Source organism: Streptomyces sp. NPDC003032 (assembly GCF_053591415.1).
The window spans coordinates 286,756-311,252 of sequence record NZ_JBSFTT010000007.1 but is presented as its reverse complement, the minus strand read 5'-3'; the positions used below and the strand labels follow the sequence as shown (position 1 = coordinate 311,252).

21 protein-coding genes are annotated in these 24,497 nt (G+C 72.6%); 7 read left to right on the top strand and 14 right to left on the bottom strand.

What is annotated here, in order from left to right; translation table 11 throughout:
- Positions 1-2: 2 nt before the first annotated feature.
- The 6 genes from ACWDZ7_RS13215 to ACWDZ7_RS13190 form a co-directional block, all read right to left on the bottom strand.
- A complete protein-coding gene (locus tag ACWDZ7_RS13215; RefSeq protein ID WP_451796759.1) occupies positions 3-740 on the bottom strand; it encodes a class I SAM-dependent methyltransferase in 738 nt (245 codons plus the stop codon).
- Entirely contained in the window at positions 737-2,173 is a 1,437-nt protein-coding gene (locus ACWDZ7_RS13210; protein ID WP_451796758.1) for a condensation protein, read from the bottom strand. The genes ACWDZ7_RS13215 and ACWDZ7_RS13210 overlap by 4 nt, the downstream gene beginning before the upstream one ends.
- Positions 2,170-6,504 carry an alpha-(1->3)-arabinofuranosyltransferase domain-containing protein gene (locus tag ACWDZ7_RS13205; protein ID WP_451796798.1) on the bottom strand — a complete coding sequence of 1,445 codons (4,335 nt, stop codon included), beginning with the start codon at positions 6,502-6,504 and terminating at the stop codon, positions 2,170-2,172. Before ACWDZ7_RS13205 ends, ACWDZ7_RS13210 begins: the two co-directional genes overlap by 4 nt.
- Positions 6,501-7,229, bottom strand: a complete 729-nt coding sequence (locus ACWDZ7_RS13200; RefSeq protein WP_451796757.1) for a class I SAM-dependent methyltransferase — start codon at positions 7,227-7,229, stop codon at positions 6,501-6,503. Before ACWDZ7_RS13200 ends, ACWDZ7_RS13205 begins: the two co-directional genes overlap by 4 nt.
- Positions 7,226-8,410, bottom strand: a complete 1,185-nt coding sequence (locus ACWDZ7_RS13195; protein ID WP_451796756.1) for a glycosyltransferase family 4 protein — start codon at positions 8,408-8,410, stop codon at positions 7,226-7,228. Before ACWDZ7_RS13195 ends, ACWDZ7_RS13200 begins: the two co-directional genes overlap by 4 nt.
- Positions 8,411-8,710: 300 nt before the next feature.
- Positions 8,711-9,745, bottom strand: coding sequence for a DUF3068 domain-containing protein (locus ACWDZ7_RS13190; RefSeq protein ID WP_451796755.1), 1,035 nt, complete (start codon positions 9,743-9,745; stop codon positions 8,711-8,713).
- Between the two features lie 189 nt (positions 9,746-9,934).
- On the opposite strand from ACWDZ7_RS13190, the gene ACWDZ7_RS13185 reads away from it, so the two are divergent.
- Positions 9,935-10,087, top strand: a complete 153-nt coding sequence (locus ACWDZ7_RS13185) for a hypothetical protein (protein WP_451512990.1) — start codon at positions 9,935-9,937, stop codon at positions 10,085-10,087.
- Between the two features lie 6 nt (positions 10,088-10,093).
- The gene (locus ACWDZ7_RS13180) at positions 10,094-11,425 is read left to right on the top strand and encodes a PucR family transcriptional regulator (protein ID WP_451796754.1); all 1,332 of its coding nucleotides are present in this window, start codon (positions 10,094-10,096) and stop codon (positions 11,423-11,425) included.
- Between the two features lie 35 nt (positions 11,426-11,460).
- Here the strand turns inward: ACWDZ7_RS13180 and ACWDZ7_RS13175 are convergent, their stop codons facing one another.
- Complete coding sequence (locus ACWDZ7_RS13175; protein ID WP_451796753.1) at positions 11,461-12,327, bottom strand: YwqG family protein; 867 nt, start codon at positions 12,325-12,327, stop codon at positions 11,461-11,463.
- 139 nt (positions 12,328-12,466) lie between these two features.
- Here ACWDZ7_RS13175 and ACWDZ7_RS13170 point away from each other — a divergent pair, with 139 nt between their 5' ends.
- Complete coding sequence (locus ACWDZ7_RS13170) at positions 12,467-13,165, top strand: SCO2400 family protein (protein ID WP_451796752.1); 699 nt, start codon at positions 12,467-12,469, stop codon at positions 13,163-13,165.
- Positions 13,166-13,192: 27 nt separating this feature from the next.
- Here ACWDZ7_RS13170 and ACWDZ7_RS13165 read toward each other — a convergent pair whose 3' ends face one another.
- Entirely contained in the window at positions 13,193-13,762 is a 570-nt protein-coding gene (locus ACWDZ7_RS13165; RefSeq protein ID WP_451796751.1) for a DUF4232 domain-containing protein, read from the bottom strand.
- A gap of 221 nt (positions 13,763-13,983) precedes the next feature.
- On the bottom strand, positions 13,984-14,436 hold the full coding sequence (locus ACWDZ7_RS13160) for a MarR family winged helix-turn-helix transcriptional regulator (protein ID WP_451796750.1): 453 nt from the start codon (positions 14,434-14,436) through the stop codon (positions 13,984-13,986).
- A gap of 122 nt (positions 14,437-14,558) precedes the next feature.
- On the opposite strand from ACWDZ7_RS13160, the gene ACWDZ7_RS13155 reads away from it, so the two are divergent.
- Positions 14,559-15,590, top strand: a complete 1,032-nt coding sequence (locus ACWDZ7_RS13155; RefSeq protein WP_451796749.1) for an NADP-dependent oxidoreductase — start codon at positions 14,559-14,561, stop codon at positions 15,588-15,590.
- A gap of 100 nt (positions 15,591-15,690) precedes the next feature.
- Complete coding sequence (locus tag ACWDZ7_RS13150) at positions 15,691-16,119, top strand: organic hydroperoxide resistance protein (RefSeq protein WP_219690957.1); 429 nt, start codon at positions 15,691-15,693, stop codon at positions 16,117-16,119.
- A 107-nt stretch (positions 16,120-16,226) separates the two neighbouring features.
- On the opposite strand, the gene ACWDZ7_RS13145 is transcribed toward ACWDZ7_RS13150, so the two are convergent.
- Together ACWDZ7_RS13145 and ACWDZ7_RS13140 are read right to left on the bottom strand one after the other, a co-directional pair.
- Positions 16,227-17,387, bottom strand: coding sequence for a serine hydrolase domain-containing protein (locus ACWDZ7_RS13145; RefSeq protein ID WP_451796748.1), 1,161 nt, complete (start codon positions 17,385-17,387; stop codon positions 16,227-16,229).
- A 43-nt stretch (positions 17,388-17,430) separates the two neighbouring features.
- On the bottom strand, positions 17,431-20,046 hold the full coding sequence (locus tag ACWDZ7_RS13140) for a M14 family zinc carboxypeptidase (RefSeq protein ID WP_451796747.1): 2,616 nt from the start codon (positions 20,044-20,046) through the stop codon (positions 17,431-17,433).
- A 144-nt stretch (positions 20,047-20,190) separates the two neighbouring features.
- Here ACWDZ7_RS13140 and ACWDZ7_RS13135 point away from each other — a divergent pair, with 144 nt between their 5' ends.
- Positions 20,191-21,030: an EI24 domain-containing protein gene (locus tag ACWDZ7_RS13135; RefSeq protein ID WP_451796746.1), complete on the top strand. Its 840-nt coding sequence runs from the start codon at positions 20,191-20,193 to the stop codon at positions 21,028-21,030.
- Here ACWDZ7_RS13135 and ACWDZ7_RS13130 read toward each other — a convergent pair.
- The 3 genes from ACWDZ7_RS13130 to ACWDZ7_RS13120 form a co-directional block, all read right to left on the bottom strand.
- Positions 20,988-22,256 carry a pyroglutamyl peptidase gene (locus tag ACWDZ7_RS13130; RefSeq protein WP_451796745.1) on the bottom strand — a complete coding sequence of 423 codons (1,269 nt, stop codon included), beginning with the start codon at positions 22,254-22,256 and terminating at the stop codon, positions 20,988-20,990. The two genes, ACWDZ7_RS13135 and ACWDZ7_RS13130, sit on opposite strands and share 43 nt — an antisense overlap.
- Positions 22,257-22,396: 140 nt before the next feature.
- A complete protein-coding gene (locus ACWDZ7_RS13125) occupies positions 22,397-22,534 on the bottom strand; it encodes a hypothetical protein (protein WP_451796744.1) in 138 nt (45 codons plus the stop codon).
- Between the two features lie 82 nt (positions 22,535-22,616).
- Positions 22,617-23,192: a TetR/AcrR family transcriptional regulator gene (locus ACWDZ7_RS13120; RefSeq protein WP_451796797.1), complete on the bottom strand. Its 576-nt coding sequence runs from the start codon at positions 23,190-23,192 to the stop codon at positions 22,617-22,619.
- A gap of 127 nt (positions 23,193-23,319) precedes the next feature.
- Here ACWDZ7_RS13120 and ACWDZ7_RS13115 point away from each other — a divergent pair, with 127 nt between their 5' ends.
- A complete protein-coding gene (locus ACWDZ7_RS13115; RefSeq protein WP_451796743.1) occupies positions 23,320-24,465 on the top strand; it encodes an agmatine deiminase family protein in 1,146 nt (381 codons plus the stop codon).
- Positions 24,466-24,497: the final 32 nt, after the last annotated feature.

Genomic DNA, 24,497 nt, shown 5'->3' with positions numbered 1-24,497 from the left:
ACTCAAGTCCTTCGGGCGTGCAGCAGCAGGATCGAGGAGGCGCTCGGCACGGCGCAGGCGAGCCGGTCCAGGGCGCGCAGCGGGCGTGGCACGCCGTGGAAGGGCGCGCCGGACAGGCGTACGACCGTGAAGCCGCTCGCCGCGACGAACTCCCGCAGCGCGCGCGCCGTGTACAGCCGCAGATGGCCCACGACCTCCTTGCCCGGACGGCCGTGGATGCCGCGCAGGCTCACCTCGGAGAAGACGGGCTGCACCCCGGCGAGGAGCAGACCGCGGTTGTACCAGGCCGCGAGGTTGGGGGTGGACAGCATGAGGTGCCCCCCTGGCCTGAGGACCCTTCGCAGCTCGTCCAGCGCGCCGTCCGGGTCCACCAGGTGCTCGATGACCTCGCTGAACAGGACGGCGTCGGCCGCCCCGTCGGCGAACGGCAGGCCGCCGTCGGTGAGTTCACCGCGTACGACGTACGGAAGCCGGGCGTGGGCGCGCTTGAGCGCGTCCTGCGACCAGTCCACGCCGATCACGCGGTGGCCCGCCAGGAGCGGTGCCGCGGTCGCGGCGGCCGTGCCGTCGCCGCAGCCGATGTCCAGGACCGTGGCCGTACGGGAGGTGGCGGGGCCCAGGGCGTCCGCGAGGACGCGGGCCTGGCGCAGGCTGCGGGCGTCGCCCGACGCGACCGGAACGGCGGGGTCCTCGTAGAAGTCGCGGAGCCCGGCGGGGCGCCGGGTGGTAGTGGCGGTCACTTGGGCCCTCCGGTCTCTCCGGTCTCTCCGGTCTCTCCGGTCTCTCGGGTCCGCGTGTGCTGCGCGTGCTCCGTGTGCTCCGTCGCGTGCAGATAGTGCTCGAACAGGTCCCGCAGATGGGCGCCGTCACCGTGGCTGAGCAGTGTCTTCGACCAGCGCAGGGCGAGGTGCAGCCGGCCCGCCGTGGACGCCGTGGTCACGGTGAGTCCGCGCGGCAGACGGGCCGGCGCGGAGAACCACACGGCGTGCGCGCGGCCCGCGTCGCCGAAGTCCAGGGCGTACGGGATGCGGCCGATGTTGCTCAGGAGCGTGGTCGACGTCCAGGGTGCGGCGGCCCGGCGCAGACCCCGCGTGACGGCCGCCCTGAGCGTGACCGGGAGTACCGGTGCGGTCAGCAGGGCCGCGCCCCGGCCCAGTTGGGGGCGGGCCAGGGCCTTGAGGGCGCGGGTGCGGTCGGAGGTGCGGCGCAGCAGGTCGTGGATGGCGTCCGACGTCCAGTCGCGGTGGCACAACTCGGCCGTGCCGAAGGGAACTTCGACGAGCCGGGTGCCGTTGCCGATCGGCATGGTCGCGTCGCGGGGGCGGTCGTCCACCGGCATCGTGATGCGCAGGGGCCGCGGCGGGGCGCCGTGCTCGCGGTTCCAGTGGGCGATCATCAGCGCGGTCGCCACCATGAGCTGGTCGTTCACGGTGAACGGTGAGCCCTTGGCACGGCGCGGCACGGGCAGCTCCGCGATCAGCATCCCGTTGCCGGGCGAGGGCTCCGGGGCACCCCGGGAGACCCTGGCCGGCGGCGCCCACCCGGAGGGCGCGTCCGGCGGAGGCTGCGGGGCAGCTCCGCTGCTGTCCGGCGTGCGGGTGGGCGGCGCCGCGGGGGAGTTGTCCCGGCCGCCGTAGATCTCGGCGGCCGTCGCGAGGACGCGGAGGCAGGCGGGGCCGTCGAGGGCGGTGTGATTGATGGTCAGGAACAGGACCGAGCCGGGGTCCTCCGACGCGTCCGCGCCCCTGGGGGAGGCGGGGCCGGGTTCGGCCGCCACCACCTCCAGACGGATGGGCGGCGAGGCCGACAGCTCAGGCGCCTCGGCCAGCGCCCGTTCGCGGGCCCGTTTGAGGGCGTCCCGTTCCGGGGCCGGGAACGTCACCACGTCCACGTCGGGGTCCGCGGTCAGTTCCCACTCGTAACGGCGGCGGTACCAAGGGCCCCGTGCCTCCCGCATCAGGATGCGGGGATGGCGGCGCAGGGCCTCGGTGAACGCGGCCCGGAAACGGGCCGGGTCCGGGGTGCCCGGCAGGTGCACCTCGATGTGCACGGTCTCCGGCTCCTCCTCCTGGAGGCAGTGCCGGGAGACCTCGTCGACGACGGGGAACGGCACGCGCGCGGGCGGCCGGCCGGGGCCGTCCGCACGCCGTGCCGGGTGTTCCAGTGCGGTCATCGCTGCGTGCCTTCTTCTGTGGTGGGCGTGCGCTTGTGCCGCGGGAAGCGGACCGTCGCATCGCTTCGCGGCGCGGGCTCGGGCCCGGCCGGGTGGTTGTCGCCGTCAGGCCCGCGGTGCGGCAGCGGAGGCGCCGGAGGCTGCGCCGGCTGCCGCGGGGCGGGGCCGCCGTCCGGTCCGTACACCAACGTATCGCCGGCGTCCGGATGCGCGTAACGCTCCCGTACGGTCACCAGCGCCGCGAACAGCGCGATGAGCGCGAGGAGTTGAGCCACCGGGCTGAACGCTCCCTCGTCGGCGCCCACCGCCTCCCCGGCGCCGGTCGCCGCCGCGATGCCCGCTCCCGCCATCGCCAGGAACGCGATCGGCACGAGCAGCGCGTGACGCCACCAGGCCAGCAGGGCGAGCGCCGGGACGAGCAGGGCGAACGGGCCCGCGATCACCGCGGCCACCAGCGTCAGCGCCACCGTGCCGAGGATCGGACCCGGCGCGGGCGGCGCGGGCAGGAGGGCGTCCGCGTTGGGCTCGCGGCGCCGGACCAGGACCAGCGCGATCAGCGCCAGGACGCCGACTCCGGCCGCGATCAGGCCGATCTCGTAGACCTGCGACGGCTCGTACGTCAGCTTGACCGTGCCGCCCTCGCCCTTGGGCACGAGCCAGCCCTGCTGCCAGCCGTCGAGCCGCAGCGAGGTCAGCTCCTTGCCGTTGAGGGTCGCCTTCCAGCCGTCGTTCACGTTCTCGTACGTCGTCAGGTACGAGGCCGCTCCCGCGCCGACGCTCACCTCGCGGCGGTCGCCCAGCCAGTCCTTGATCTTCAGTTCACGGGCGGTCTCGTCCACGGCGCCGGGGGTGCCCCGGGTGAGGGACGCGTCCATGACGGCGAGCGGGCCCGCGTCCCCGGTCTCGACGCTGTGCGCTCCCGCGTCGAGCCGGACCGCCGTGTCCTTCTCGCCCCGCTGGCAGAGGCCGATCTCGACCGGGCGGCGCTCGGTGAGGTCCCGGACCTTGCCCTTGGCGCTCGTCTCGTACAGCTCGCCGTCGATCGACATCGTCGGGCCCTGGCCGCAGGGGAGGGAGAAGCTCTTGGAGGCCTTGGGCTGCGGCGTGCGGTACGTGTCGAGCGCGGGGACATAGACCTCGGTGAGGCCCACCGGCAGCTGGAGGTTGTCGTCCGCCACCGGGTTGTGGACGGTCAGCGGCGCCGTCTCCGTGATGGTGATGTCCATCCGGTCCGTGGTGATCGGGGCGAAGCGCGCGTTGCCGTGCTCGTCGACGCCCGCGGTCGCCGCGCCGTCCGGCGAGCTGATCTCGATCTTCTGCGGACGCGTGGACAGGCCGCCCGCGGCGGGCAGCACGATCTCGCCCACCGGCTGCTTGCCCGGCCACTTGAGGTGGATCACCGGGCGGTTGCCGGTGCCCGCGATCCACGCCGTGGTCAGATCGCCGTCGGTGAGGTTGCGCGGCGACAGGCCGTTGCCGAGCCCCGCCGTGGAGTCGGCCGTCGCGATGATCTGCTGCTCCTGCTCGGGGGCCACCTTGTAGAGCAGTTCGTCGAGTTCGCGGCCCGGCACGGCCACCGCGCTCGCCTTCATCTCGTACTCACCGCTGCCCGTGGTCGTGAAGCGGCGGTGCAGGCCGGACTCGGCGTTCACCGGCGAGAGAGCGCTCGGGTCGGAGGAGCGGTGCAGGGAGTACGTCGTCGCGTCGGCGCCCGTCGTCTTCCTGGCGTCGGCGGGCAGCTGGAGGAGCTTGGTGATCCGCACCTCCGGGATGGTGATCTCCGAGAAGCCCGCGCCCGTCAGGCCGGGGCGCGGCTCCTGCGTGTCCACGATGGTGATCTTGACCCAGTCGGTGACGCCCGCGCGGGCCTTGACGCGCTGCGCCATGCCGTTGGGCTGGAGCGAGCTGGTGACGGAGCCCTGCTCGGTCTCCACGCGCACCCGGGTGGGCGCCGCCCGCACGCCGTTCTGCGGCAGCGGGGTGACACGGAAGGAGGACGGGACGGTGATCTCGGAACTGAAGTCCGCCTTGATCCACTCCCCGTTCGCCGAGTCGGCGTCGCCCTCCGCCCAGGCCGTGGCCGGGTTGCCGTCGAAGGCGTTCACCGGGTCGTACTGCGGCAGGTGGAAGAGCCAGTTGCCATAGGAGGAGGCGGTCACCGACTTGGCGCCGCGCAGCTCCGCCGTCGTCTGGTGCTCGGCGCCCTTCGACGGCAGGATCTGGTGCGGCTTCTTGCCCGGGTCCTGGACCGCGTCGGCGGCGTTCCGTTCGTCGGGGCCGTACGTGTACGACGTATTGGAGTTGACCAGGCCGAAGCGGGTGTCGGCGCGGCGCAGGCCGTCACCGACCGCCAGCAGCCCCGGCGTCCCGACGCCCGGGTGGTTGTCGCCGGTCAGAACGGCCGGGCGGTCCCGCATCGAGGGATCGGCGGAGAGCGGAAGCAGGGACTCCGGGCCGCCGCTGACGACCGCCGTGTTGGAGACGGGCTTCAGGCCCGCCTGGCCGGGGCGCTCGGCGCTGTCGCCGGGGGCGTAGATCTCCACGGCGCGCTGGCGCGGGTAGAGGCCCTCCACCTGGAGGGGCGTGTCGTCGGGGATCGTGCCGCCGGTGGTCTGCGGGCCGAAGCCGGTGACGCGGCTGAAGCCGGACTCCTCCAGGGTGCGCTTGACCGTCGCCGTCGGGACGTGGCCGACCTGGTCGGGGTCGAGGTCATTGCGTACGACGACGTAGTAGAGCCCTGCGCGGGTCAGATAGTCGCTCAGGCCCGGCACTTCACCGCCGGTCATCAGCGCCTGCTCGACGGCGTCCATCGCGCGGCGGTTGCCCGCCGTGCCGAACGGCACGTAGTCGCGCTGCGCCCAGCGCGAGTCGGCCAGCACGTCGAGGGGCTGGTCGATGGGGGAGCCCCAGGTGTAGATGCCGTGCGCGGTCGCCGGGACGACGAGGGCACGGGAGTCGGGGGAGTACTTCTCCAGCCAGTCGGCCGTCGTCTGCCAGTAGGTGGGCAGCTTCTGGAACGAGCCGGGCTGGAGGATCGAGCCGTTCAGGTACGGCCAGGCCAGACCGGGCAGCACGAGGACCGCCGCGATCAGCGGCGCGTACCGTCTGCCGCGCACCGGCCGCGCCCCGCGTGCCCGCGCGGCGACGCCCGCCAGATGCATCAGGCCGAAGGCGAGCGCGAGGGCGAGGCCCGTCTGGAACTTGTAGATGTTGCGGAACGGGACGAGCCCGCCGTTCAGCCAGGACTGGACGGTCTCGTGGAAGGGCGCGCCGAACGCGCCGCCGTACCCGGCCAGCGTGATCAGGACGACCGACAGGACGGTCAGGACCAGCCAGCGCCGCTCGGGCAGATCGCGCCGGGCGAGCCCGGCGAGGCCGAGTGCGGCGGCAAGCGCCGAGCAGACGATGGTCACGACGGCCGTCGCCACCGTCCAGCCGGCGGGCAGCCAGGCCTCACCGAAGTGGAGGTACGCAACCCAGTTGCCGGCGCCGCGCAGCGTCTCGGTCGCCGACATGGTGCCGGTCGTGGTCGCCGAGTTCTCCACGTAGGGGAGGAAGTTCTCGCCGTATATGCCGAGCATGAGGAGCGGCACGATCCACCAGGCGGTGGCCAGGACGACGCCCGGCACCCACCAGGTGATCAGCTTCCGCTTGCGCGGGCCGTTCGGGCGGGAGAGGAGATACAGGGCGACCGGGAGCAGGGAGGCGAGGGTCGCCGCCGCGTTCACACCGCCCATGAAAGGGATGATCAGCGCCGAGCGGCAGGCGGCCAGGCGCGCGCTGATCCGCTCGTTCGTCAGCGGCAGCAGCACCCACGGCAGGAACGCGCCGGGCAGCGCCGCCGCCGACGTCGACCCGACGACCACGGTGAACGTCGGCCACAGCGCGTACACCACCGCGCCGAGCAGCCGGCTGTGACGGCTGCCGATGTCCAAGCGTTCGGCGAGGCGCAGCGCGCCCCAGAAGGCCGCCGTCACGATCAGCGACAGCCACAGCCGCTCGGCGAGCCAGACCGGGAGCTGCACGAGATCGGCGAGGCCGTAGAACGGCAGCATCGGGAACGCGTAGCCGACGTACTGGTCCTGGATTCCGCCGAAGCCGCCCCGGTCGTGCCAGAGCTGGCCGAGGTCGGAGAGGAACTGCCAGGGGTCGACGGTGACACCGAGCTTGGTGTCGAACGTCATGCGCCCCGGTCTCACCGCGAGGAACAGCACGAACACCACGGCCCAGAACCCCAGCAGCCAGCGCCGCGAGCGCGGCCCCCGCGAGGGTTCAGGGGCGTCGGTCGTGGGCCGCACGGTGGCCGGGGGTGGGGCCTGGACCGTGGTCATGGACACCGCCTGAGGATGAGGAGGAGGTTCCAGGTCGCGACCTCGCGCACACCCGGCACCTTGGTGATCGCTCCGGCCAGGAACGGCCAGTAGCGTGAGCGTGCCGACACCACGTCCACGTCGGAGCGGCCCCGCACCTGGCGCAGGGTCGCTCCGACGTGGTGGGCGAAGAGGTTCTCGCCGAGCGTGTGTTTCGCGGCTTTTCCGGTACGTCTTTCATAGCGGGCGCGGGCCCGGTCGGCGCCCAGGTAGTGCCAGGGCGCCCACTCGTGGCCGCCCCAGGGGGAGAACCAGTTGGTGAACGAGACATAGATGAGCCCGCCGGGTCTGGTGACCCGGACCATTTCGCTCAGGAACGTCTGCGGGTCGTCGACGTGCTCCAGGACGTTCGAGGAGAACGTGACGTCGGCGACGCCGTCCGCCAGCGGCAGCAGATAGCCGTCGGCCAGGACCGAGCCCTCCGGGGGCTTGGTGCCCGACGCCGTCATCTCCGCGAGATCCGGCTCGAAGAGATAGCTCTGCGCGCCGCGCCGCCGGAACTCCTCGGTGAAGTAGCCGCCCCCGCCGCCGATGTCGACGACGACGCGGTCCTTGACGGATACGTACGCCTCCACCTGGTCGGCGGCGTCCTTGGCGAGGAGGGTGTAGCAGCGCTGCGGCTCCCGCTGTTCGCGCAGGAAGGCGCGGAAGAGTGTGGCGGAGCGGCGCAGGGACGGGTCTTTCACGTAGTCCCCTGTGCGGTCAAAGGCCCGGTGGGCGCGTGGTGGGCGGCGACCGCTTCGGCCGCCACCGCCTGGAACTGCCGCACGGTGTTGCCCCAGCGGAACTGCGCGGCCCGCTCTCCGGCGGCCTTCCCCAGCGACCTGCGGCGCTCGGCGCTGAGCGCCAGCGTGCACCAGGCCGCGGCGAAGGAACTCTCGCCGCGCGCGAGGAGGCCGGTCACGCTGTCCTCTATGGAGTCGCGGACGCCGGGGACGTCGAAGCCGACCGAGGGCGTCGAGCGGGTCGCCGCCTCGGTGATGACCAGGCCCCAGCCCTCCACGGCCGAGGGATGCAGCAGCATCCATGCCTCGCAGAGCAGCCGGTGCTTCTCCGCCTCGGAGACATGGCCCCGCAACTCCACGCCGGGACCGGCGAGCTGTTCCAGGCGCGCCCGCTCGGGGCCGTCGCCCACGATCACGAGCCGGCCGCCCGTGACGGGCCTGACGCGCTCCCACAGGCGAAGGAGCAGATCGATCCGCTTGTACTCGACGAGGCGCCCCATCGCCAGGAACAGCGGCTCGTCCGAGCGGGCGTGCAGCGGACCCGGCTCCTCGACGCCGTTGTGGACGATGCGGATGCGCTCGCGCTCCACACCGATCGCCCGCAGCGCCGTGGCCGTCGACGGCGAGACGGCCACCAGCAGATTGCCGCGCTGGGCACCCGAAAGGGCCCAGTGCTCAAGTCTTCGCCCGAGCCGGGCCGCGGGGGCGAGCGCGCCTTGGAAGCGCATCCCCCACAGATCGGTGTGGACGTGGTTGACCAGGCACAGCGTCGGCCCGCGGTGCCACAGCGGCGCCAGGTACGGCATGCCGTTGCAGACCTCCACCAGCAGATCGCAGTCGCCGACCTGCCGGGTGAAGGCGGAGCGCGCCCGCAGGTAGTGACCGAGGTCGCCACCGGCGGAGACCACGCGGTAGTCGCGGTAGGCCGCGGGTCCGCCGCAGAGCAGCGTGACCTGGTGGCCCAGCTTGCTGAGCCCGTCGGCCAGCCGGTCGACGAGGAGTTCGGAGCCCCCCGCGGCCGGATTGCCGAGGTCGCGGTGGGCGAGGAAGACGATCCGGCGCGGCTGTGGGGGAGGCGCCGGAAGCCGCTCCGCGCGGCGTGGGGCGGCCGCGCGGAGCGAGGACGGTACGTGCTGGGGCATGCGTGCTCCAACTCGTCTCAGGGTGCGGAACTGTGGGGGGACCGGTCGGGCGAAACGGTCCTGCTGGGGTGGTGCGGGGTGGTACGGGGTGGTGTGCCGAGCTGGTGCTCGGGTACCGCGGGGGTGGAGCGGGCCGGGCACGCGGGACGGTGGGGTCGTTCTGCGGAGGTGCTGTGCTCGGCCTGTGCGGGGGTGGTGCGAGGACTGTGTTCGGGTGGGGGTGGTTAGTTTTCGCCGCCCCTTACCGCGGGTCTACTCACCGAGGTGACAATTTCCGGGCTTTTCGGAGCTGACGTGACATCACATCGTGGTGGACTGCAGGGCGCTTGGGGACGTCCCAGGATTCGGACTCCCCGGATCCGCTGATCCGTCACGCCCTCCGGGGCCGTTCGCCCCGTCCTCCCGGCGCCCCCGTACGACCAGCACGGCTCCCGCCAGCGCGAGTACCGCGCCCAGCGCCCCGGAGACCACCGGGAGCGTCTCGCCGACCAGCTTCAGCCGGCCGCTGTCGTCCTTGGCCAGCTTGACCTGGGCTTTCTGCGTGGCCGGGGTGAAGGCGACGCGCTTGCTCTCCAGGAGCACCGTCGCGTCCTTGTCCGAGCCGGGCGCGCGCAGCGTCTTGCGGGGCCCGATCGCGGCGTAGATGATCCGGCCGGTGCGCTGATCGGCGACGAGCTCGATGCCGTGGTTGGCGTAGTACTCCTCGGCCATCACCTGGCTCTTCTTTGGCTGACCGACCATCCGCCCCGGCACCTGACGCGTGCCGGTCCTGGTGGCCTTCACCGTCGCCGTGAAGCGCAGGCCCTCGTACCCCTGGATCTTCTTGGTGCCCCGGTAGGTGAGCGGCACGGTCGCCCCCAGCGTGTTGTCCCACCAGCGGTAGGACCGCTTCTCCACGCCGAAGGGGAACTTCAGATACGCCTCGCCCTCGAAATACGGCTCCTCGCCGCAGCAGTGCACCGGCTTGTTCGTCTTCCGGTCGGTGACCCAGCGCTCCACCGTCCACTGGAGCGAGTCGTGCGGGTCGGCGGCGGGCAGCGACTTGTCCGGGTCGACGGACGTGGACACGTCCCAGACCGCCCGCCCGCTCTTCTCGCTGTCGGCGACGTCGCCGCGGACCTGGCGGGTGACGGTGAGGTTCTTGTCGTGGACCGTCTTGATCTTCTCGGTGTCGAAGTAGCTTCCCTTGCCCTTGAAAACCGTGATGGTGTCGATATCGATCGGCGTGCGTTTCGCGCGTGGCTCGACATACCAGGCCAGCATCGGTGCCAGGACCAGAAGAAACGCGCCAAGACCGAGGATGACCAGGGAAAATGGCGAGGTGCTGCGGCGCATGGGGGCACTCCTGGGCTAAGAACGGGAGAAGTGTTACCGAGCCGTACGTATGGGCCGGGAACCGTAGGCGCACCCTTGACTAGGTGTCAATGCATGCAGAGACTGGGCACTCGCCGGACGGGGCCGGCGGGGACTGGACTGTGTGACCCAGGGTGGGGACGACCTCCGACAGAGAGGCTGGCCCGCGCCATGCACCGACTGCTCGCCGCATCACTCACCGTCGCCGCCGGGGCGCTCCTCGCCGTGGGCGCGGCCCTCGGCATCGTCGCGCTCCTCGACGCCACGCCGGACCAGCCGAACACGCCGCTGGTGCACTACGACGCGCCATCACGGGGGCAGTGAGCGACCGTGGCCGTGACCGAGATCCAGCCCACCGGGGCCGCCGCAGGCAGCTCCTCGCCGGCGCGCTCCGCCTGGCGGGACGTGCCGCCCCGGCAGGTGCGGCGGTTCGCCGCGCTCGCCCTGGAGGAGGTGCCCGCCCTCGCCCAGGACATACTGCGCGAGATCCGCGCCGAGTACCCCGGGCTGCCCGTCGTCCTCGACGACTCGGGCGAGCCCATGGCGCTGGTGGGCATCCGCCGCGCCCTCGAAGGCTTCGTCCAGCAGCTGGCGTCCCAGGAGGGACGGCCCCGCTACCACCTGGAGGTCTTCCAGGAATTCGGCCGCGGCGAGGGCCTGCACGGCCGCAGCCTCGACTCGCTCCAGGCCATCTACCGCCTGGGCGTACGGCTCGCCTGGCGCCGCCTCGCCGAGATCGGCCAGCAGATCGAGATCCCGCCACCGGCCATGTACGAACTCGCCGAGTCGGGCTTCGAGTATCTGGACGGCCTGGTCGACCAGTCCGTACGCGGATACGCCGAGGCGGCGGCCCGGGAGGCGGGCGAGCGGCTGCGGCTCCAGCGGAAGCTGATGGAACTCCTCCTTTCCGAGCGGCGCGCCGAATCCACCGGCGGCACGGCGCACCACGCCGGCACCGGTCCGGGCCCGTCGTCCGGCAAGGGCGGCAAGGGCGCCGCCCGCTTCGGCAGCGCCCTAGGGGAGCGGGCCGCCCGCGTCGGCTGGCAGCTGCCCGAACGCGTCGCCGTGGGCGTCCTGCTGCGCCCCGCGCCGGAAGCCGTGGCGCCCGCCGTCGGCGCGGGCGTCCTGCTCGACATGGAGGCCGAACAGCCCCGCATGGTCGTACCCGACCCCGACGCCGCCGGACGCCCCGAGCTGCTGCGGCGCGCCATGACGGGCTGGTCGGGCGCCATCGGCCCGCCCGTGCCGCTCGCCGACGCCGCGAAGTCGCTGCGCTGGGCGGAGGCGGCGGTACGGCTCATGGAACGCGGACTGCTGCCCTCCGGTGAAGTCCTGCACTGCACCGAGCACACCGAAGCGCTGGTGCTCCTCCAGCCCGAGGAGCTCATCGAGGACCTGGCCCGCCGCTGCCTCGCCCCCCTGGACCACTGCGGCCCCGCCCACGGCCGCCGCCTCGCCGAGACCCTCCTGGCCTGGCTGGAGACGCGCGGCGGCGCCCCCGAGGTCGCGGCCCGCCTGGGCGTCCACCCCCAGACGGTCCGCTACCGCCTGCGTCAGATCAGGGAGCTGTGGGGCGACGAGGTCGACGACCCGGACCGCCGCTTCGAACTGGAACTGGTGCTGCGCGCGAGGCGGTTGAGGGGGTTGCTGGGCAGGGCCTAGGCCGGACGCGACCCAGCGGCCCCCGGCGCCCCGGCTCAGCAGCACTGCCAGGTGAACAGCGCCCGGTCGAAGCGGAGTTCCGCCAGGTCGGCGGGGCGTATGAGCCAGTAGAGGCAGCCCCCGTCGCCCCACATCATGTCCGCCGCCTCATCGGAGTCGAACTGCGCGAGCAGCACCCACTCGTTCATCTCTTCGACGAGCCGGGGGTCGTGCCAGTCCGTCCCCGGGCCCAGCGCCGCGCGGGCCACCTCCAGCTCGACGGGCCCCTGCACCGGCTGCGGGGTGCCGCCGAGCTGGTGGCCCGCCTCGTCGTCGTAGTCCCACAGGGCGTGCACGAACGCGTCGGAGCACACCGGGTGTTCGTACTCCTGGAAGGGCTCCGCGTCCGGCGCGAAAGCCCGCTGGATCTGCGGATGCGTCGGCTCCGCCACCGTCAGCTCCACGCGCGCGGCCAGCGGGACATGGGGGTAGGCCTCCAGCTCCTCCGGCGTGGCGCGCTCGGCGACCCGCACTCCCGCGGGCACGTACACCACTCGCGCGCCCGCCCTGGACGGCACGTCGTCCACGTCCACCAGGGCGTCGCCGTCGTCCAGTTGGCCGTCGAAGTAGAAGAAGGCGAGCGTGCCCGCCGCGGGGAACGGCACGTCGAGCGCCCCCGCGGGCAGCGCGGCGCAGTCCACCGAGGCGACGAACGACAGCGGCCCGTTCCCCTCCCACTCCGGCCACTCCACATCATCCGGAAGCCGGGGCTCCCCGCCCAACTGCCCCACCACCGCCTCGTCTCCGGCCGCCGGGGCGAGCCGGATGCCGGGCCGCAGCAGCCCGAGCCACCGCTCGGCCACGTCGGAGGGAAGGAGTTCATGGGCAAGGGCGTGCAGCACGCCCGAGGAGTTCCGCGTCATGCCCTCGATCATGCCCCCTGCCACTGACAACGCCGCGCCGGCCCGGCAACGCCGCCGCGCCGGAGTTTCCGATTCCGCACACAACTTTCACAGCGGTGGCTTCCGCAGTCGGCGGCGCGGCACCTAGCCTCCATGCCTCATGGACTACTGCCACCCGTGCCGCAGGCACCTCAACGGCGCCCTCGCCTGCCCGGGGTGCGGAACCCCGGCCGAAGCCTGCCGGGAGTACGCGACGTCCGTCGCCGCGCGGGAGGAACCGGGCGGCCAGGACAGCGCGTACGACGAGGAGTCCCCCCGCGTCCGCGGCCGCGCCCGCCGCAAGGAACGCGGCCGCAGGGCGCACCGGCGCAGGCGCCGCAAGGTCCTGCTCGCCACCGCGGGCCTCGCGCTCGCGGTCGGCGGCCTGAGCCTGGCCGAACTGGGCACTGAGGGCCCCTCCGAGGACCCCACCGCCGCGTCCGCCCCGGACGGCGAGGCCCAGGGGACCGCGTCCCCGAGCCGGACCGCGACCCCGGACGGCAGCGCGTCGGCGGCGGACGCGGCGGCCACCTCGGCGGAGGCGTCCACCGCGGCCGAAGAGGAGAAGAAGGCCGAGGCGAGGAAAGAGAAGCGGAAGAAGGAGCGGGCGGGACGGGAAGAGCGCGAAGAGGCGCCGGGCGGTGACGAACACCCCGGCCCCTCCTCGCCCACCGCCCCCGACGCCCCGGACGACACTCCCGGCACACCCCGCCCCACCACGCCCCCGCCGACCTCCGGGAACCCGGACCCCACCCCGGAACCGAAACCGGAACCGGAACCGACCGAGACGTGCGACCGCTTCCTGTGGTGGTGCAGGTGACGCGGACCCTCTGAGGTACGCGGCTCGTCAGCTCATGAAGGGCACGGCGTCGGCCGGGTCCGCGTGCCAGTTGGTGGCGAGGGGCTTGTCGACCAGGGTGGTGCTGGGCAGGTCGAGGCTGACGGCGCCGGTCTCGTCACCGGCGACGGCGATGATCAGGTGGTCGAATTCCCTGCCGTAGTCGTTGTCGGTCGACTTGGGGTTGATGCCGGCGTAGGCGGCGGTGGGACCGGAGAGCCTGACGGTCTCGGTGACACCCTGCTCGGCGGGGGACACGTGCGTGTCGGGGGCGGAGCCGAAGGCGGCGGAGGGGAAGGTGCCCTCCAGGTAGCAGGTGATGCCGGGCCTGGCCTTGGCCGTGACGAGGAGGTAGCCGCCCGCCTGCGTCTTCTCGGTGACCTTGAAGGTCAGATCGTTGGTCCCGCAGAGCTGCTCCACGGCGGGGGCCTTGCTCTGCCCACCGACGGCGAGGGCGGTGCCGGCCGCGGTGGTGGTGAGGGCCGCGGCGGCGACGGCGGTCAGGACGAAACGAGCCGAACGGGCGGAACGGGTGGAACGGGCGGAACGGGTGGAACGGGTCGTGAGACGCGAGCGCATCGAGAACTCCATGGGTGCGGAAAGCGGGACCGTCCAGCGAGCTGCTTGGACGGACCACACCGTGCGCCGCGATCCGTCCCGCCCGCCACAACGGGCAGGTGTTCCGGGACGCTGGAACGCTGGAATGGACGCTGACCAGCACAGACGCCGACACCCTGGAACGGGCGGCTGGAACGGGCGACTGGAACGGGCGACTGGAGCGGACGGCCCCTGACACGGACCTAGCCCGCCTCACCCAGCATCCGTCGCAGCAGCCCCCGCAGCGCGAGCCGCTCCTCGCGCGAGAGCTCGGCCAGCGGCTCGCGCGCGAAGTCCAGGGAGTCACGGAGACTGTGGGCGACCTCGGAACCGGAGGCCGTGGGCGCCGCCAGCTTCACGCGCCGGTCGGCCGGGTCGGGCCGCCGCTCGACGAGGCCGCGCGCCTCCAGACGGTCGACGATGCCGGTGATGTTCGACGGCTCGCACTTCAGCTTCTGCGCGATGCGGCGCATGGGCATAGGTTCGTGAAAGAGGAGCCCGAGGACGCGCGCCTGCGCTCCGGTCAGTGAGTGCTCGGCCGCCGCTTCCTCGTACTCCTCGTGGTAGCGCCCGACGACCGCGCCGATCAGCTCGACGACTTCGAGCGTCAGCGGGTCGGCGCGGGGAGCAGGGGTACGCGAGCTGCTGGTGGCCATGCTCACGAGATTACCCGCAGTACCCGCGTTTACTTGACATCATCAAATATCAATGAGCATGGTTGTTTCACCACGTGAAGCATTTCTGACTCCGTCACGTACGCAACAGGAGGACGCCCCCCATGTCCGTCACCCCCGAGCAGCTTCCCTCCGTCAGCCGTGAATGGCACCTCGTGCGGCGCCCGGACGGCTGGCCGGTCCCCGAGGACTTCGCGCTGCGCGAGGCCCCCGTCGCGGCCCCGGCCGAGGGCCGCGTCCTGGTCCGCAACCTCCACTTCTCCGTGGACCCGTACATGCGGGGCCGGATGAATGACGTGAAGTCGTACTCCCCGCCGTTCCAGCTCGACCGCCCCATGGAGGGCGGCGCGGTCGGCGAGGTCGTCGCCTCGAACGCCGAGGGCTTCGCGGTGGGCGACCACGTGCTGCACTTCGCGGGATGGCGCGAGTACGCCTCCGTGCCCGCCCAGCACGCCACCAAGGTCGACGCGCAGGCCGCGCCGCTCTCCGCCTACCTCGGCGTGCTCGGCATGACGGGCCTGACCGCGTACGCCGGGCTGCTCGAAGTGGCCTCCTTCAAGGAGGGCGACGCCGTCTTCGTGTCCGGTGCCGCGGGCGCCGTCGGCAGCCAGGTCGGCCAGATCGCCAAGCTGAAGGGCGCCTCGCGCGTCGTGGGATCGGCGGGCTCGGACGACAAGGTGAAGCTGCTCGTCGAGGAGTACGGCTTCGACGCCGCCTTCAACTACAAGGATGACAAGCCGGTCGTCGAGCAGCTCAAGGAGGCCGCCCCCGACGGCATCGACGTCTACTTCGACAACGTCGGCGGCGAGCACCTGGAGGCCGCGATCAGCCGCCTGAACGTGCATGGCCGCGCCACCATCTGCGGCATGATCTCCAGCTACAACGACAAGGAGCCGAGCCCGGCCCCGCGCAACCTCGCCATGGTCATCGGCAAGCGCCTGCGTCTGCAGGGCATGCTCGTGCAGGACCACGCCGCGCTCCAGCCGGAGTTCGTCCGCGAGGTCGGCGGCTGGATCCGCTCCGGCGAGCTCAAGTACCGTGAGACGGTCGTCGAGGGCGTCGAGAACGGCGTGGACGCCTTCCTCGGCATGCTCCGCGGCGAGAACACCGGAAAGATGATCGTCTCCCTCGTCTGAGACGGCACGGCTCCCATCCTTCCGGCATCCGATAACCTAATTCCACTTGGCCGCGGCTGTGGGCGCGCACCGCGGCACGTCTCAGGAGGAATCGGCACTTATGTCCATCCAGAAGATCGACGTCAAGTACACCGCGGTCGCCACCGCCGAGAACGGCCGCGACGGCCGTGTGGCCAGTGACGACGGCAAGCTCGACGTCGTCGTGAACCCGCCGAAGGAGATGGGCGGCAGCGGCGCGGGCACCAACCCCGAGCAGCTGTTCGCGGCCGGCTACAGCGCCTGCTTCCAGGGCGCCCTCGGCGTGGTCGCCCGCAAGGAGAACGCGGACATCTCCGGCTCGACCGTGACGGCCAAGGTCGGCATCGGCCAGAACGAGTCCGGCGGCTTCGGCCTGGAGGTGGCCATCACCGCCTCCATTCCGAACGTGGACGCGGCCACCGCGCAGTCCCTGATCGAGAAGGCCCACCAGGTGTGCCCCTACTCGAACGCCACGCGCGGCAACATCAAGGTCGAGCTCGCGGTCGCCTGACGTATGTACGTACGTAAGGGCCGCACCCCGAAGCCGGGGTGCGGCCCTCAGTCGTGCCGTGGGAGTGCCGCAGAAGTGCCGCAGAAGTGCCGCGGGCGTGCCCCGGGTCAGCCCCGCGCGAGCGCCGCCTCGTGCACCGCCCGCGCCAGCCGCTCGTTCTCCACCGCGGGGCCGCCGGGGAAGGCGAACCGCCGCCGCGTGTACCCGTAGGCCAGCCCGCCGCGCGGATCGGCGAAGGCCTGCGAGCCGCCCACGCCGCTGTGCCCGATGGTGCCCACGCCCAGGAACGGGTACAGGACCACGGACGTGGCCTGGAAGCCGACCGCGAACGCCTTGTGGGCGCGCGCCACCAGGTCGTACCCGACCGACTGGATCTGCCCGAACTCGGCGACGGTGGCGTCCTTGAGGAGCGCGTCGCGGCCGTCGACACCGGTGACCGCCGCCGCGTACATCCCGGCGAGACCGCGCGCGGACGCCACACCGCCGACCGAGGCGGGCCCCTTGGCGCGCACCAGGCGCGAGTTGGGCAGCGCCTCCAGGTCGGTGGGTTCGGCGGCGTTGCGGTTGAAGGCGACGGAGTCCAGGCTCTGCGGCTGGGCCGGCAGCGAGGCGAGGAGAGCCGCCTGGTCGGGCGCCGGGCTCATCGGCTGGACGGAGCGGAAGCGCCCCTCGTGCTCCTCGGGCAGGCCCAGGAAGAAGTCGAGCCCGTGCGGGGCGCGCACCCGCTCCTCGTACACCTCACGGAGGGTCAGCCCGGTGGCGCGGACCACGACCTCGCCGGCGAGCGCCCCGACGGACAGGGCGTGGTAGCCGAAGGCGGTGCCCGGCCGCCAGTACGGGCGCTGCGCGGCCAGGCGCTCGGCGATGGCCCGGTCGTCGGCGATCTCCTCGGGGGTGAAGCCCGATTCGGCGCCCGCGACGCCCGCCCGGTGCGCGAGCAGGTCGCGCAGGGTCACCGCGCCCTTGCCCTCGGCGGCGAACTCCGGCCAGTAATGGGCCACTTCGCGGTCCAGGTCGAGGACGCCGTCCTGCACGAGCAGCGCCACGACGAGGTGGGCGGCGCCCTTGGTGGACGAGTACACGCCGTAGAGGGTGTCGCCTTTGACCTCCGGGCCCGCCCACAGGTCGACGACCTTGTGCCCGCCGACGTACGCGGCGAGCTGCCCCTCGTAGTCGGGCAGCTCGCCCGCGAGGACGGCGGTGAACTCCTCGCGCACGGCCTCGAATCCGTCGGCGACGGTGCCCTGCACTCTGATCTCACGGGTCATGCGGAATGCCTCCAAAGGATACGGGCCCCTGCAGGGAGGGGCCTCAGTCTCGGCCTACGCTCAGCAGTGCCCGCCCGACCTGCGGGAACACTCCCTTCGGGTGGTCACGGAAGAGCGGCTCGGTGCCGAACAGGACCACGTCCGCGCCCCGCGCGGTTCCGCTGACGACCGAGGCCCGTCCCGCGGCGGCCGCGGGGCCGCCGGTGCCGTCCTCCATGGCCCGCCAGTGCCCGGAGACCAGGGGGTTCCCGGTTCCGTACTTCTGCTCCACGCGCACGCCGGAGCCGAGGCCGGTGAACCACATCGGCGAGTAGACGAAGCTGTGGTCCGGGGCGCCGCCCGTGACCGCGCCGCCCGCGTTCGCCACGCGCACCACGCCGTTGGCGTCGCCGTTGCCCTCGACCGGCTTCGCGGCGAGCAGCTCGGCGTCGGCGTTCAGTGCGGCGCCGGTCGCGCCACGCCCGACGAGACCGCCGCCCTTGGTGAGGAACCGGTCGAGTCCGGCCTTCGCGGCCGCGTTCAGCTTGGCGCGGTCGAGCCCGGCCGACACGAACAGCGCGTCCGTCTTCTGCCAGTCGAAGCCGGCGTTCAGCACGGCGGTCGACACGGGCACCACGTCGAAGTTCATCTCCCGCAGCGCGAACAGCTCACCCGGCGTGACGGCCGCCGCGACCCGCGTACGGTGCAGCGCGGCACCGCCCTTGGCCTTCGTGGCGTCGAACGCGACGTCGTACTTCTTCGCGGCCACCGAGGCCGCCCGGCGCGCGGAAGACGACGACGGCACGATCGCGCCGCCGTCCCGGTCACGTCGTACCGAAACCCCATGGCCGAGGAGGTGGTTGACGGCCGCGATCTCCCGAGGGTCGTCGAGCCGCAGTTTCAGGCCGCCGCGCGGCGCCACGTACCCGACGCGGGACGCGGCGCGCACCTCACGCGCCCGGACACCGTCCAGGTCGCCGCCCTTGACGGAGTCGACGCTCGCGCCCCACAGCCGCCCGAGGCTCCACCCCGAGATGTCGTACATGGTCGACACCTTGTCGCTGATGTCGCGCCCGTCGGCCAGCATCACGTTGGCCAGGCCCCGCTTGGGCTGGTGCATGTCGACGACGTACGAGCCCTTCGCGTACGTCCGTCCGCCGAGCCGGAAGCCGTGGCTCGCGCGCTCGACGCGTACGTCGTTGGCGAGCAGATGGTCCACGAGCCGCGCCGCCGCCGTCGCCGACCGCTGGCCGCGCCCGCCCGACGAGGAGCCCGCCGGAATCACGTACGCGCGCGGGAACTCGGTCGTGTACACGTCCTCCGGACCGATCCCGGGCACGCCCGGCACGGTCTCCTCCGACACCGGCACCTGCTTCGCGCCGGTCGCGCCGCGCCGGAAGACCTCGATCTGGTCGGCGATCAGCGATGTGCGGTGGCTGTCGGCGTAGTCGATGCTCGCCCGCATGGCCGCGCCCGCGATGTCGACGTTGATGCCGGCCCTGCGCCGCAGCTCGGCGACCGGCTGCGTCTCGTACGCCGCGTTGTTCACCTGCATCGGGAACTCGATGGTGTGCGTGGCGACCGCGCCGTGGAAGGGCATGTACTGCGGGGTGAAGACGGGCGGCCAGTCGTCCCAGCCCTCCTCCTGGTCGCGGAAGGGGATGACGGCGGGCCGCACGCCGTCCTTCTCCTGCGTGTACCCGAGGCCGTTGACGGCGGCCTCCATGCCGAGGGCGTTGGCGTAGGAGTTCTTGAGGAAGAGGTCGTACTCGTAGTTCTCACCGTGCGGGGGAGTGGTCGGCTCGATCAGTGTGCCGTTCACATAGCCGTGCAGGTCGATCATCACGGCGGGCTGCTTGGCGATGGCGATCCGCCGGACCGCGCGGGTCTCGGGCTGCGAGGCGGTGATGAAGTCGCGGTTGAGGTCGAAGCCGTTGGCGTTCGCGCGGGTCCCGGCGATGCGGCCGTCCGGATTGGTGGTGACGTTGAAGTAGAGGCGGTTGTGCGCGAGCAGGGACCGGCTCTTCTTGTCCTTCGCCTTCGCCAGCTTCTCGATGAGCTTCAGGGCGGCGTCGGTGCCCTCCCACTCATTGCCGTGGATGTTGTTGTTGATGAAGACGGGCGTCTTGTACGACGCCCTGATCGCCTTGTCCTCGGCGGCGGCCGAGGGAGCGTTCTCGATGCGCTCGCGCATCCGCTCCTGCCGGGCCGTCTCACGCGCGGACTCGGGGGCCGTGACCGTCACCAGGTAGAGCGGGTGCCCGCCCGCCGAGCGGCCCGCGATCTCCACGCTCACGCGGTCACCGAGCCGCTGGAGCCGGTTCAGCTCGGGGGCTATGCCGTGGTACGGCGTGAGCCCCAGCTTTATCGACTTGTCGGCAGGGTTCTCCGGAGGTGCGGTGAGCTTCCGCTCGCGCGGATAGCCGCGGCCCTTGTCGCCCATGTTCCCCGCTGAACCGCCGAGCCCGGCGGTGCCCGTACCGGCGAGGGCGCGCTCAGCGGCGGCTTGAGGCGCCTTGGCCGCCCGGTCGGCGGCGCCCAGCGGAGATCCCTCGCGGATGGCCGGGCGCGGCGTCGGATCGGCCGTCGCGCTGCCCGGGGCGAGCGCGGTGAGGACCAGCGCGCCGGCCGTGGCGGCGGTGGTGAGCAGAACGGGTCTGGATGGCCGGGATATACCCATACGTACCTCCGGGAGATCGATAAGGGAGGTCTACCGGTTCAACACCCGTACAACAAGAGGGTATTCACATCCCGGAGGCACCAGCCGCGAGACGCTCCCGACCTGCGGCTCAGCCACCCCCCACCTGCGGCTAAGGTGTGCCGCATGCGCGATCTGGGTGTGGGCTTCGGCTACTTGATGAAGGGGCAGCGCTGGGTCGCCCAGCACGGCAGGCAGTACGGGATGGGACTGCTGCCCGGCCTCCTCACGCTCGTCCTCTACGCGGCGGCACTCGTCGCGCTCGCCCTCTGGGGCGCCGACGCCGTCGGCTGGGCCACGCCCTTCGCCGACGACTGGTCCTCGCCCTGGCAGGGCCTCTTCCGCGGCTTCCTGACGGCGCTGCTCTTCGCCCTCGCGCTGCTGCTCTCCGTCCTCACCTTCACCGCGGTGACGCTCCTGATCGGGCAGCCCTTCTACGAGTCGCTGTCCGAGAAGGTCGACATCGCCGAGTCGGGCCACGCTCCCGAGTCGGGGCTGCCGCTCTGGCGCGACCTGTGGATCTCGGCACGGGACAGCCTGCGCATCGTCGTGCGCGCGGCGCTCTGGGGCGTCCTGCTCTTCGGGCTCGGCTTCATCCCGGTCGTCGGCCAGACCGTCGTCCCGGTGATCGGCTTCGCCGTGACCGGCTTCTTCCTGGTCGAGGAGCTCACCGCGGTCGCCCTCCAGCGCCGCGGCGTCGAACTGCGCGACCGCCTCGCCCTGTTGCGCTCGCGCAAGGGGCTCGCCTGGGGCTTCGGGACGCCGCTCGCCGTCGCCTTCCTGGTGCCGTTCGTCGCGGTGTTCCTGATGCCGGGCGCGGTCGCGGGCGCGACGCTGATGGCACGGGACCTGCTGGGCGAGAACGGCTCGGACGACGGCGGCGGCGCTTCTCCGGGTTCCGCGGGCGCCGAGGGCGCCGACGGTCAGGACGCCGACGCGGCCACCCGCAGGATGCCCCGCACCTGAGCGATGATGTCGAGCCGGTTCCGCACGAACTCGGCATCGGTGACGGCGCCCGTCGCCGGGTCGGTGTTGCCCGCTCCGAACCGCAGCACGGGCGTGTGCACATGGCCGCCGGGCAGCCGGTCGCGCAGCCCGAGCCGGTCCCGCAGCAGCGTCGCCCGGTAGGCGATCTCGTTCGACAGGTAGTCCCCGCCGCCGCCCGCCCGGGCCGTCGACCCCGCGGTGGGCCCCTCGGGCCGGACCACGGGCTCGGTGCCGCCCGCCGGGATCTCCGTCACGGACGTGTTGTCGTACACGGGAAAGCGCCCCGTCCCGGCCTCCACGATCTCCTTGTACCGGAGGGTCGTCGACGTCCACTGGGGCTGTACGGCCGGGTCGCTCACCGGCACGGTCCCCGTCCTGGAGACGTTCTCGTTGTCGGGGAAGCCGCCGCGCCAGGCCCCGTTGGTCCGCTCGACGTCGAAGCGGCCCACCCGCCCCTGGCTGATGGTGGTGAAGAGGTCGACGCGGGGCAGGTACGGGCGCAGCGCCCGCTCCACCGCGCCGTCGCCGAAGTCCCGCCAGCGGACGGGGAAGGTGACCGCCTCGACGCGGGCGGGCCCCTCGGCGGTGCGGATCGTCGTGCCGTCCAGGGCCAGAGCGGTCGCGCCGGACGGATTGCTGATACGGACGTCACGGTCGAGGGTGAAGGGGTCGAAGCCGGTGACGAGAACGCGCTTGGCGTGGTGGCGCCCCGGATAACGGACGGCGTCCTGCCCGCGCGATGTCCTCTCCAAGCTTCCTATGAGCCGGGCGCGTTCGGCTTCCCCGAGGGAGAACCGCGTCGGCTCCCACTGCCGCAGCTCCCGCGTCATCCCCAGCCGGGCCCAGTACAGCGGCCGGTCGTCGTCCCGGCTCAGATCCCCTCCGGCGGGCCCGCGTCCCTGCGCCCGGTCGACGGCGCGGCGCCACAGCGCCCTTCCTTCGCGTACGACGAGACGGCGGGCCTGGTCATAGGAGCGGGCCTTGCCGAGCGCACGCGCCAACTCGGGCGTGAGGGAGTCGAAACCGCTGCGCCGCAGGATCTCCCGCGGAGCGGCGCGGTCGAGCCGCTGCTCCTCGACGGTGGCGGCGGCACGGCCGCCAGTGCCCGGGGAGGCGGAGGCGGGCGCCGGGACGCCGAGCCCGGCCAGCAGAGCGGCGACGCCGAGGGCGCCGAGACGAGACAGCACATGAGGTCGAGAACGCACGCGAGTCCTTCCGTAACCGGTGGGGTGGCGGAAGTATCGCGGGGCGGATGGGGCCGGCGCTACGGTGTGTTCCCCTCCAGGTCCGTCCACGCCGGGGGGTTGAGGCGCCGGCCGGCGGAAGCGCTGCTCGGTCTCCTCGGTCAGACGACCGGTGACGCGTCGGTCAGGCGGTCGATGACGCGGCGCGCGGTGCCCGCCATCGCCGGGTTCGTCTCGCGGTAGCAGCAGAGCTCGGCGAGGGCGACCGTGAGGGCCCAGCCCCGTCCACGCGCCCACATCGCGTCGTCCGCGGCCAGTCCGCCAGCCCGTCGGCCAGCCCGCCCGCCGGCCCAGCCAGTCGGTCGGTCGGCCCGCCCCGGCTCAGGTGCGCCCCAGCTCCAGGGCGACGGCCCCGCGCAGCAGCTCGTGCGCCCGGTCCAGTGTCGTCGTGCCGCTCAGCCACCGTTCGCTCACGCCCTCGACGAGCGCGGTGAGCCGCTCGGCGGCGGCACGCGGGTCGACGTCGGCCGCGACCTGTCCGGCGGACTGGGCCTGCCGGACGAGGTGCGCCAGGTCGTCGGCCCACTCCTCGGTGGAGACGGCCAGCGGTTCCCGCAGGTCCGGGTCGAAGACCGCGGTGGCGCGCAGCTCGCCCCAGGCGGCGCTGTTCTCCCGTACGCGGGGAGTGTCCTGGAGCTCCAGGAGCAGCAGGTCGGTGAGGCGGGTACGGGGATCGGCGGAGGTGTCGAGCGCGGCGTCGGTGTAGCGGACGGCGCGGCGGTTGATGAACTCCAGGGTGCGGCGGAGCAGCCCCGCGCGGTCCTTGAAGTGGTAGTAGATCAGCGCGGTCGACACCCCGGCCTCCGCGGAGACCTCCTCGACGCGCAGCCCGCGCACCCCGCGCCGGGCGATCAGCCGGGCGGCGGCTTCGAGGATCTGGCTGGGCCTGTCCGGCATCGCGTACTCCACTGCCTGAAGGTTCGACTGGGTCCGGTGCTCGATCATGCCTTACGATCGAACTGACTAAATTTTCAGTCAGGAGATAACCATGAGGTTCACGAGGTCTATGCGGTCCATGAGGTCCATGAGGTCCATCACCGGGTCCGGCACGGGCCTGTCCAGACGCCGGGCCCTCAAGGCAGGGGCAGGCGCCGCCCTCGCGGCCTCAGGGACGGCGGCGCTGAGCGCCTGCGGTGGCAGCGGCGGACCGGAGCCCGCGGGGGCGGCGTCCGGCACCCGCCGAATGCCGGACGAGGCGGGGCCGCATGAGCTGACGTACATGTCCTGGCCGAGCCGCCGTGTCTGGAAGTCGTACGTCCATGCCGTACGGGAGGACATCGCGCGCATCGCCCGGACGATCGCCGAGTTCGAACCGGTGACGCTGCTCGCGGACGAGCGGGACGCGAAGGCGGCCCGGCGGGCCTGCGGCGCGGGGGTCGAGATCCTGCCGGTGCCGGTGGACGACCTGTGGATGCGGGACACCGGCCCGAGCTTCGTGTTCGGCCCCGACGGCATCGCGGGCGTCGACCTCAACTTCAACGGCTGGGGCGACAAGCAGCCGCACGACCGTGACAGTGAGGTGGCCCGGCGGATCCTGTCCGACCGGCGCGTCCCCCGGGTCCGGGCGCCGATCGTCGGCGAGGGCGGAGCGATCGAGGTCGACGGCGCGGGCACGCTGCTCGCGACGGAGAGCTCCCTGGTCAACGCCAACCGCAACCCCGGCAAGTCCCGCGACGACATCGAGCGCGCACTCAAGAGTCTCTTCGGCGTGACCGAGGTCATCTGGGTGGACGGCGTCAGGGGCGAGGACATCACGGACTACCACATCGACGCGCTGGCCCGCTTCGCCGAACCGGGCGTGGTGGTCATGAGCACCCCGCCGCCGACGGCCCCCGAGGACGTCTGGGCCAAGGCCTACAGGCAGGCCTACGACACCTTCTCCGCGGCGAGGGACGCACGCGGCAAGACCCTCGACCTCGTCGACCTCCCCGAACCGACGGACATCGGCCGCCGAGGCCCCGACTTCCTCGCGAGCTACGCCAACTACTACGTGGCGAACGGCGCCGTGATCATGCCCCGCTTCGGCGACAGGAAGGCCGACAGCGCCGCGGCCTCGATCGTCCGGGACCTGTACCCGGGCCGCAAGGTCACCCAGCTCCCGGTGAACGCCCTCGGCGAGGGTGGCGGCGGCATCCACTGCGCGACGCAGCAGCTGCCGAAGGCGCCTTGAGGGGCGCGGCGGCGTGGCCCTCGCCGCCGAGG

What these genes read in the sequence shown, in the direction of transcription:
- ACWDZ7_RS13205 (WP_451796798.1), bottom strand. Translation starts at nt 6,504, where the DNA reads ATGACCACGGTCCAGGCCCCACCCCCGGCCACCGTGCGGCCCACGACC.
- ACWDZ7_RS13125 (WP_451796744.1), bottom strand. Translation starts at nt 22,534, where the DNA reads ATGTGGGCGCGTGGACGGGGCTGGGCCCTCACGGTCGCCCTCGCCGAG.
- ACWDZ7_RS13195 (WP_451796756.1), bottom strand. Translation starts at nt 8,410, where the DNA reads ATGCCCCAGCACGTACCGTCCTCGCTCCGCGCGGCCGCCCCACGCCGC.
- ACWDZ7_RS13175 (WP_451796753.1), bottom strand. Translation starts at nt 12,327, where the DNA reads ATGACGCGGAACTCCTCGGGCGTGCTGCACGCCCTTGCCCATGAACTC.
- ACWDZ7_RS13185 (WP_451512990.1), top strand. Translation starts at nt 9,935, where the DNA reads ATGCACCGACTGCTCGCCGCATCACTCACCGTCGCCGCCGGGGCGCTC.
- ACWDZ7_RS13150 (WP_219690957.1), top strand. Translation starts at nt 15,691, where the DNA reads ATGTCCATCCAGAAGATCGACGTCAAGTACACCGCGGTCGCCACCGCC.
- ACWDZ7_RS13210 (WP_451796758.1), bottom strand. Translation starts at nt 2,173, where the DNA reads ATGACCGCACTGGAACACCCGGCACGGCGTGCGGACGGCCCCGGCCGG.
- ACWDZ7_RS13170 (WP_451796752.1), top strand. Translation starts at nt 12,467, where the DNA reads ATGGACTACTGCCACCCGTGCCGCAGGCACCTCAACGGCGCCCTCGCC.
- ACWDZ7_RS13190 (WP_451796755.1), bottom strand. Translation starts at nt 9,745, where the DNA reads ATGCGCCGCAGCACCTCGCCATTTTCCCTGGTCATCCTCGGTCTTGGC.
- ACWDZ7_RS13115 (WP_451796743.1), top strand. Translation starts at nt 23,320, where the DNA reads ATGAGGTCCATCACCGGGTCCGGCACGGGCCTGTCCAGACGCCGGGCC.
- ACWDZ7_RS13135 (WP_451796746.1), top strand. Translation starts at nt 20,191, where the DNA reads ATGCGCGATCTGGGTGTGGGCTTCGGCTACTTGATGAAGGGGCAGCGC.
- ACWDZ7_RS13160 (WP_451796750.1), bottom strand. Translation starts at nt 14,436, where the DNA reads ATGGCCACCAGCAGCTCGCGTACCCCTGCTCCCCGCGCCGACCCGCTG.
- ACWDZ7_RS13155 (WP_451796749.1), top strand. Translation starts at nt 14,559, where the DNA reads ATGTCCGTCACCCCCGAGCAGCTTCCCTCCGTCAGCCGTGAATGGCAC.
- ACWDZ7_RS13120 (WP_451796797.1), bottom strand. Translation starts at nt 23,192, where the DNA reads ATGCCGGACAGGCCCAGCCAGATCCTCGAAGCCGCCGCCCGGCTGATC.
- ACWDZ7_RS13145 (WP_451796748.1), bottom strand. Translation starts at nt 17,387, where the DNA reads ATGACCCGTGAGATCAGAGTGCAGGGCACCGTCGCCGACGGATTCGAG.
- ACWDZ7_RS13140 (WP_451796747.1), bottom strand. Translation starts at nt 20,046, where the DNA reads ATGGGTATATCCCGGCCATCCAGACCCGTTCTGCTCACCACCGCCGCC.
- ACWDZ7_RS13165 (WP_451796751.1), bottom strand. Translation starts at nt 13,762, where the DNA reads ATGCGCTCGCGTCTCACGACCCGTTCCACCCGTTCCGCCCGTTCCACC.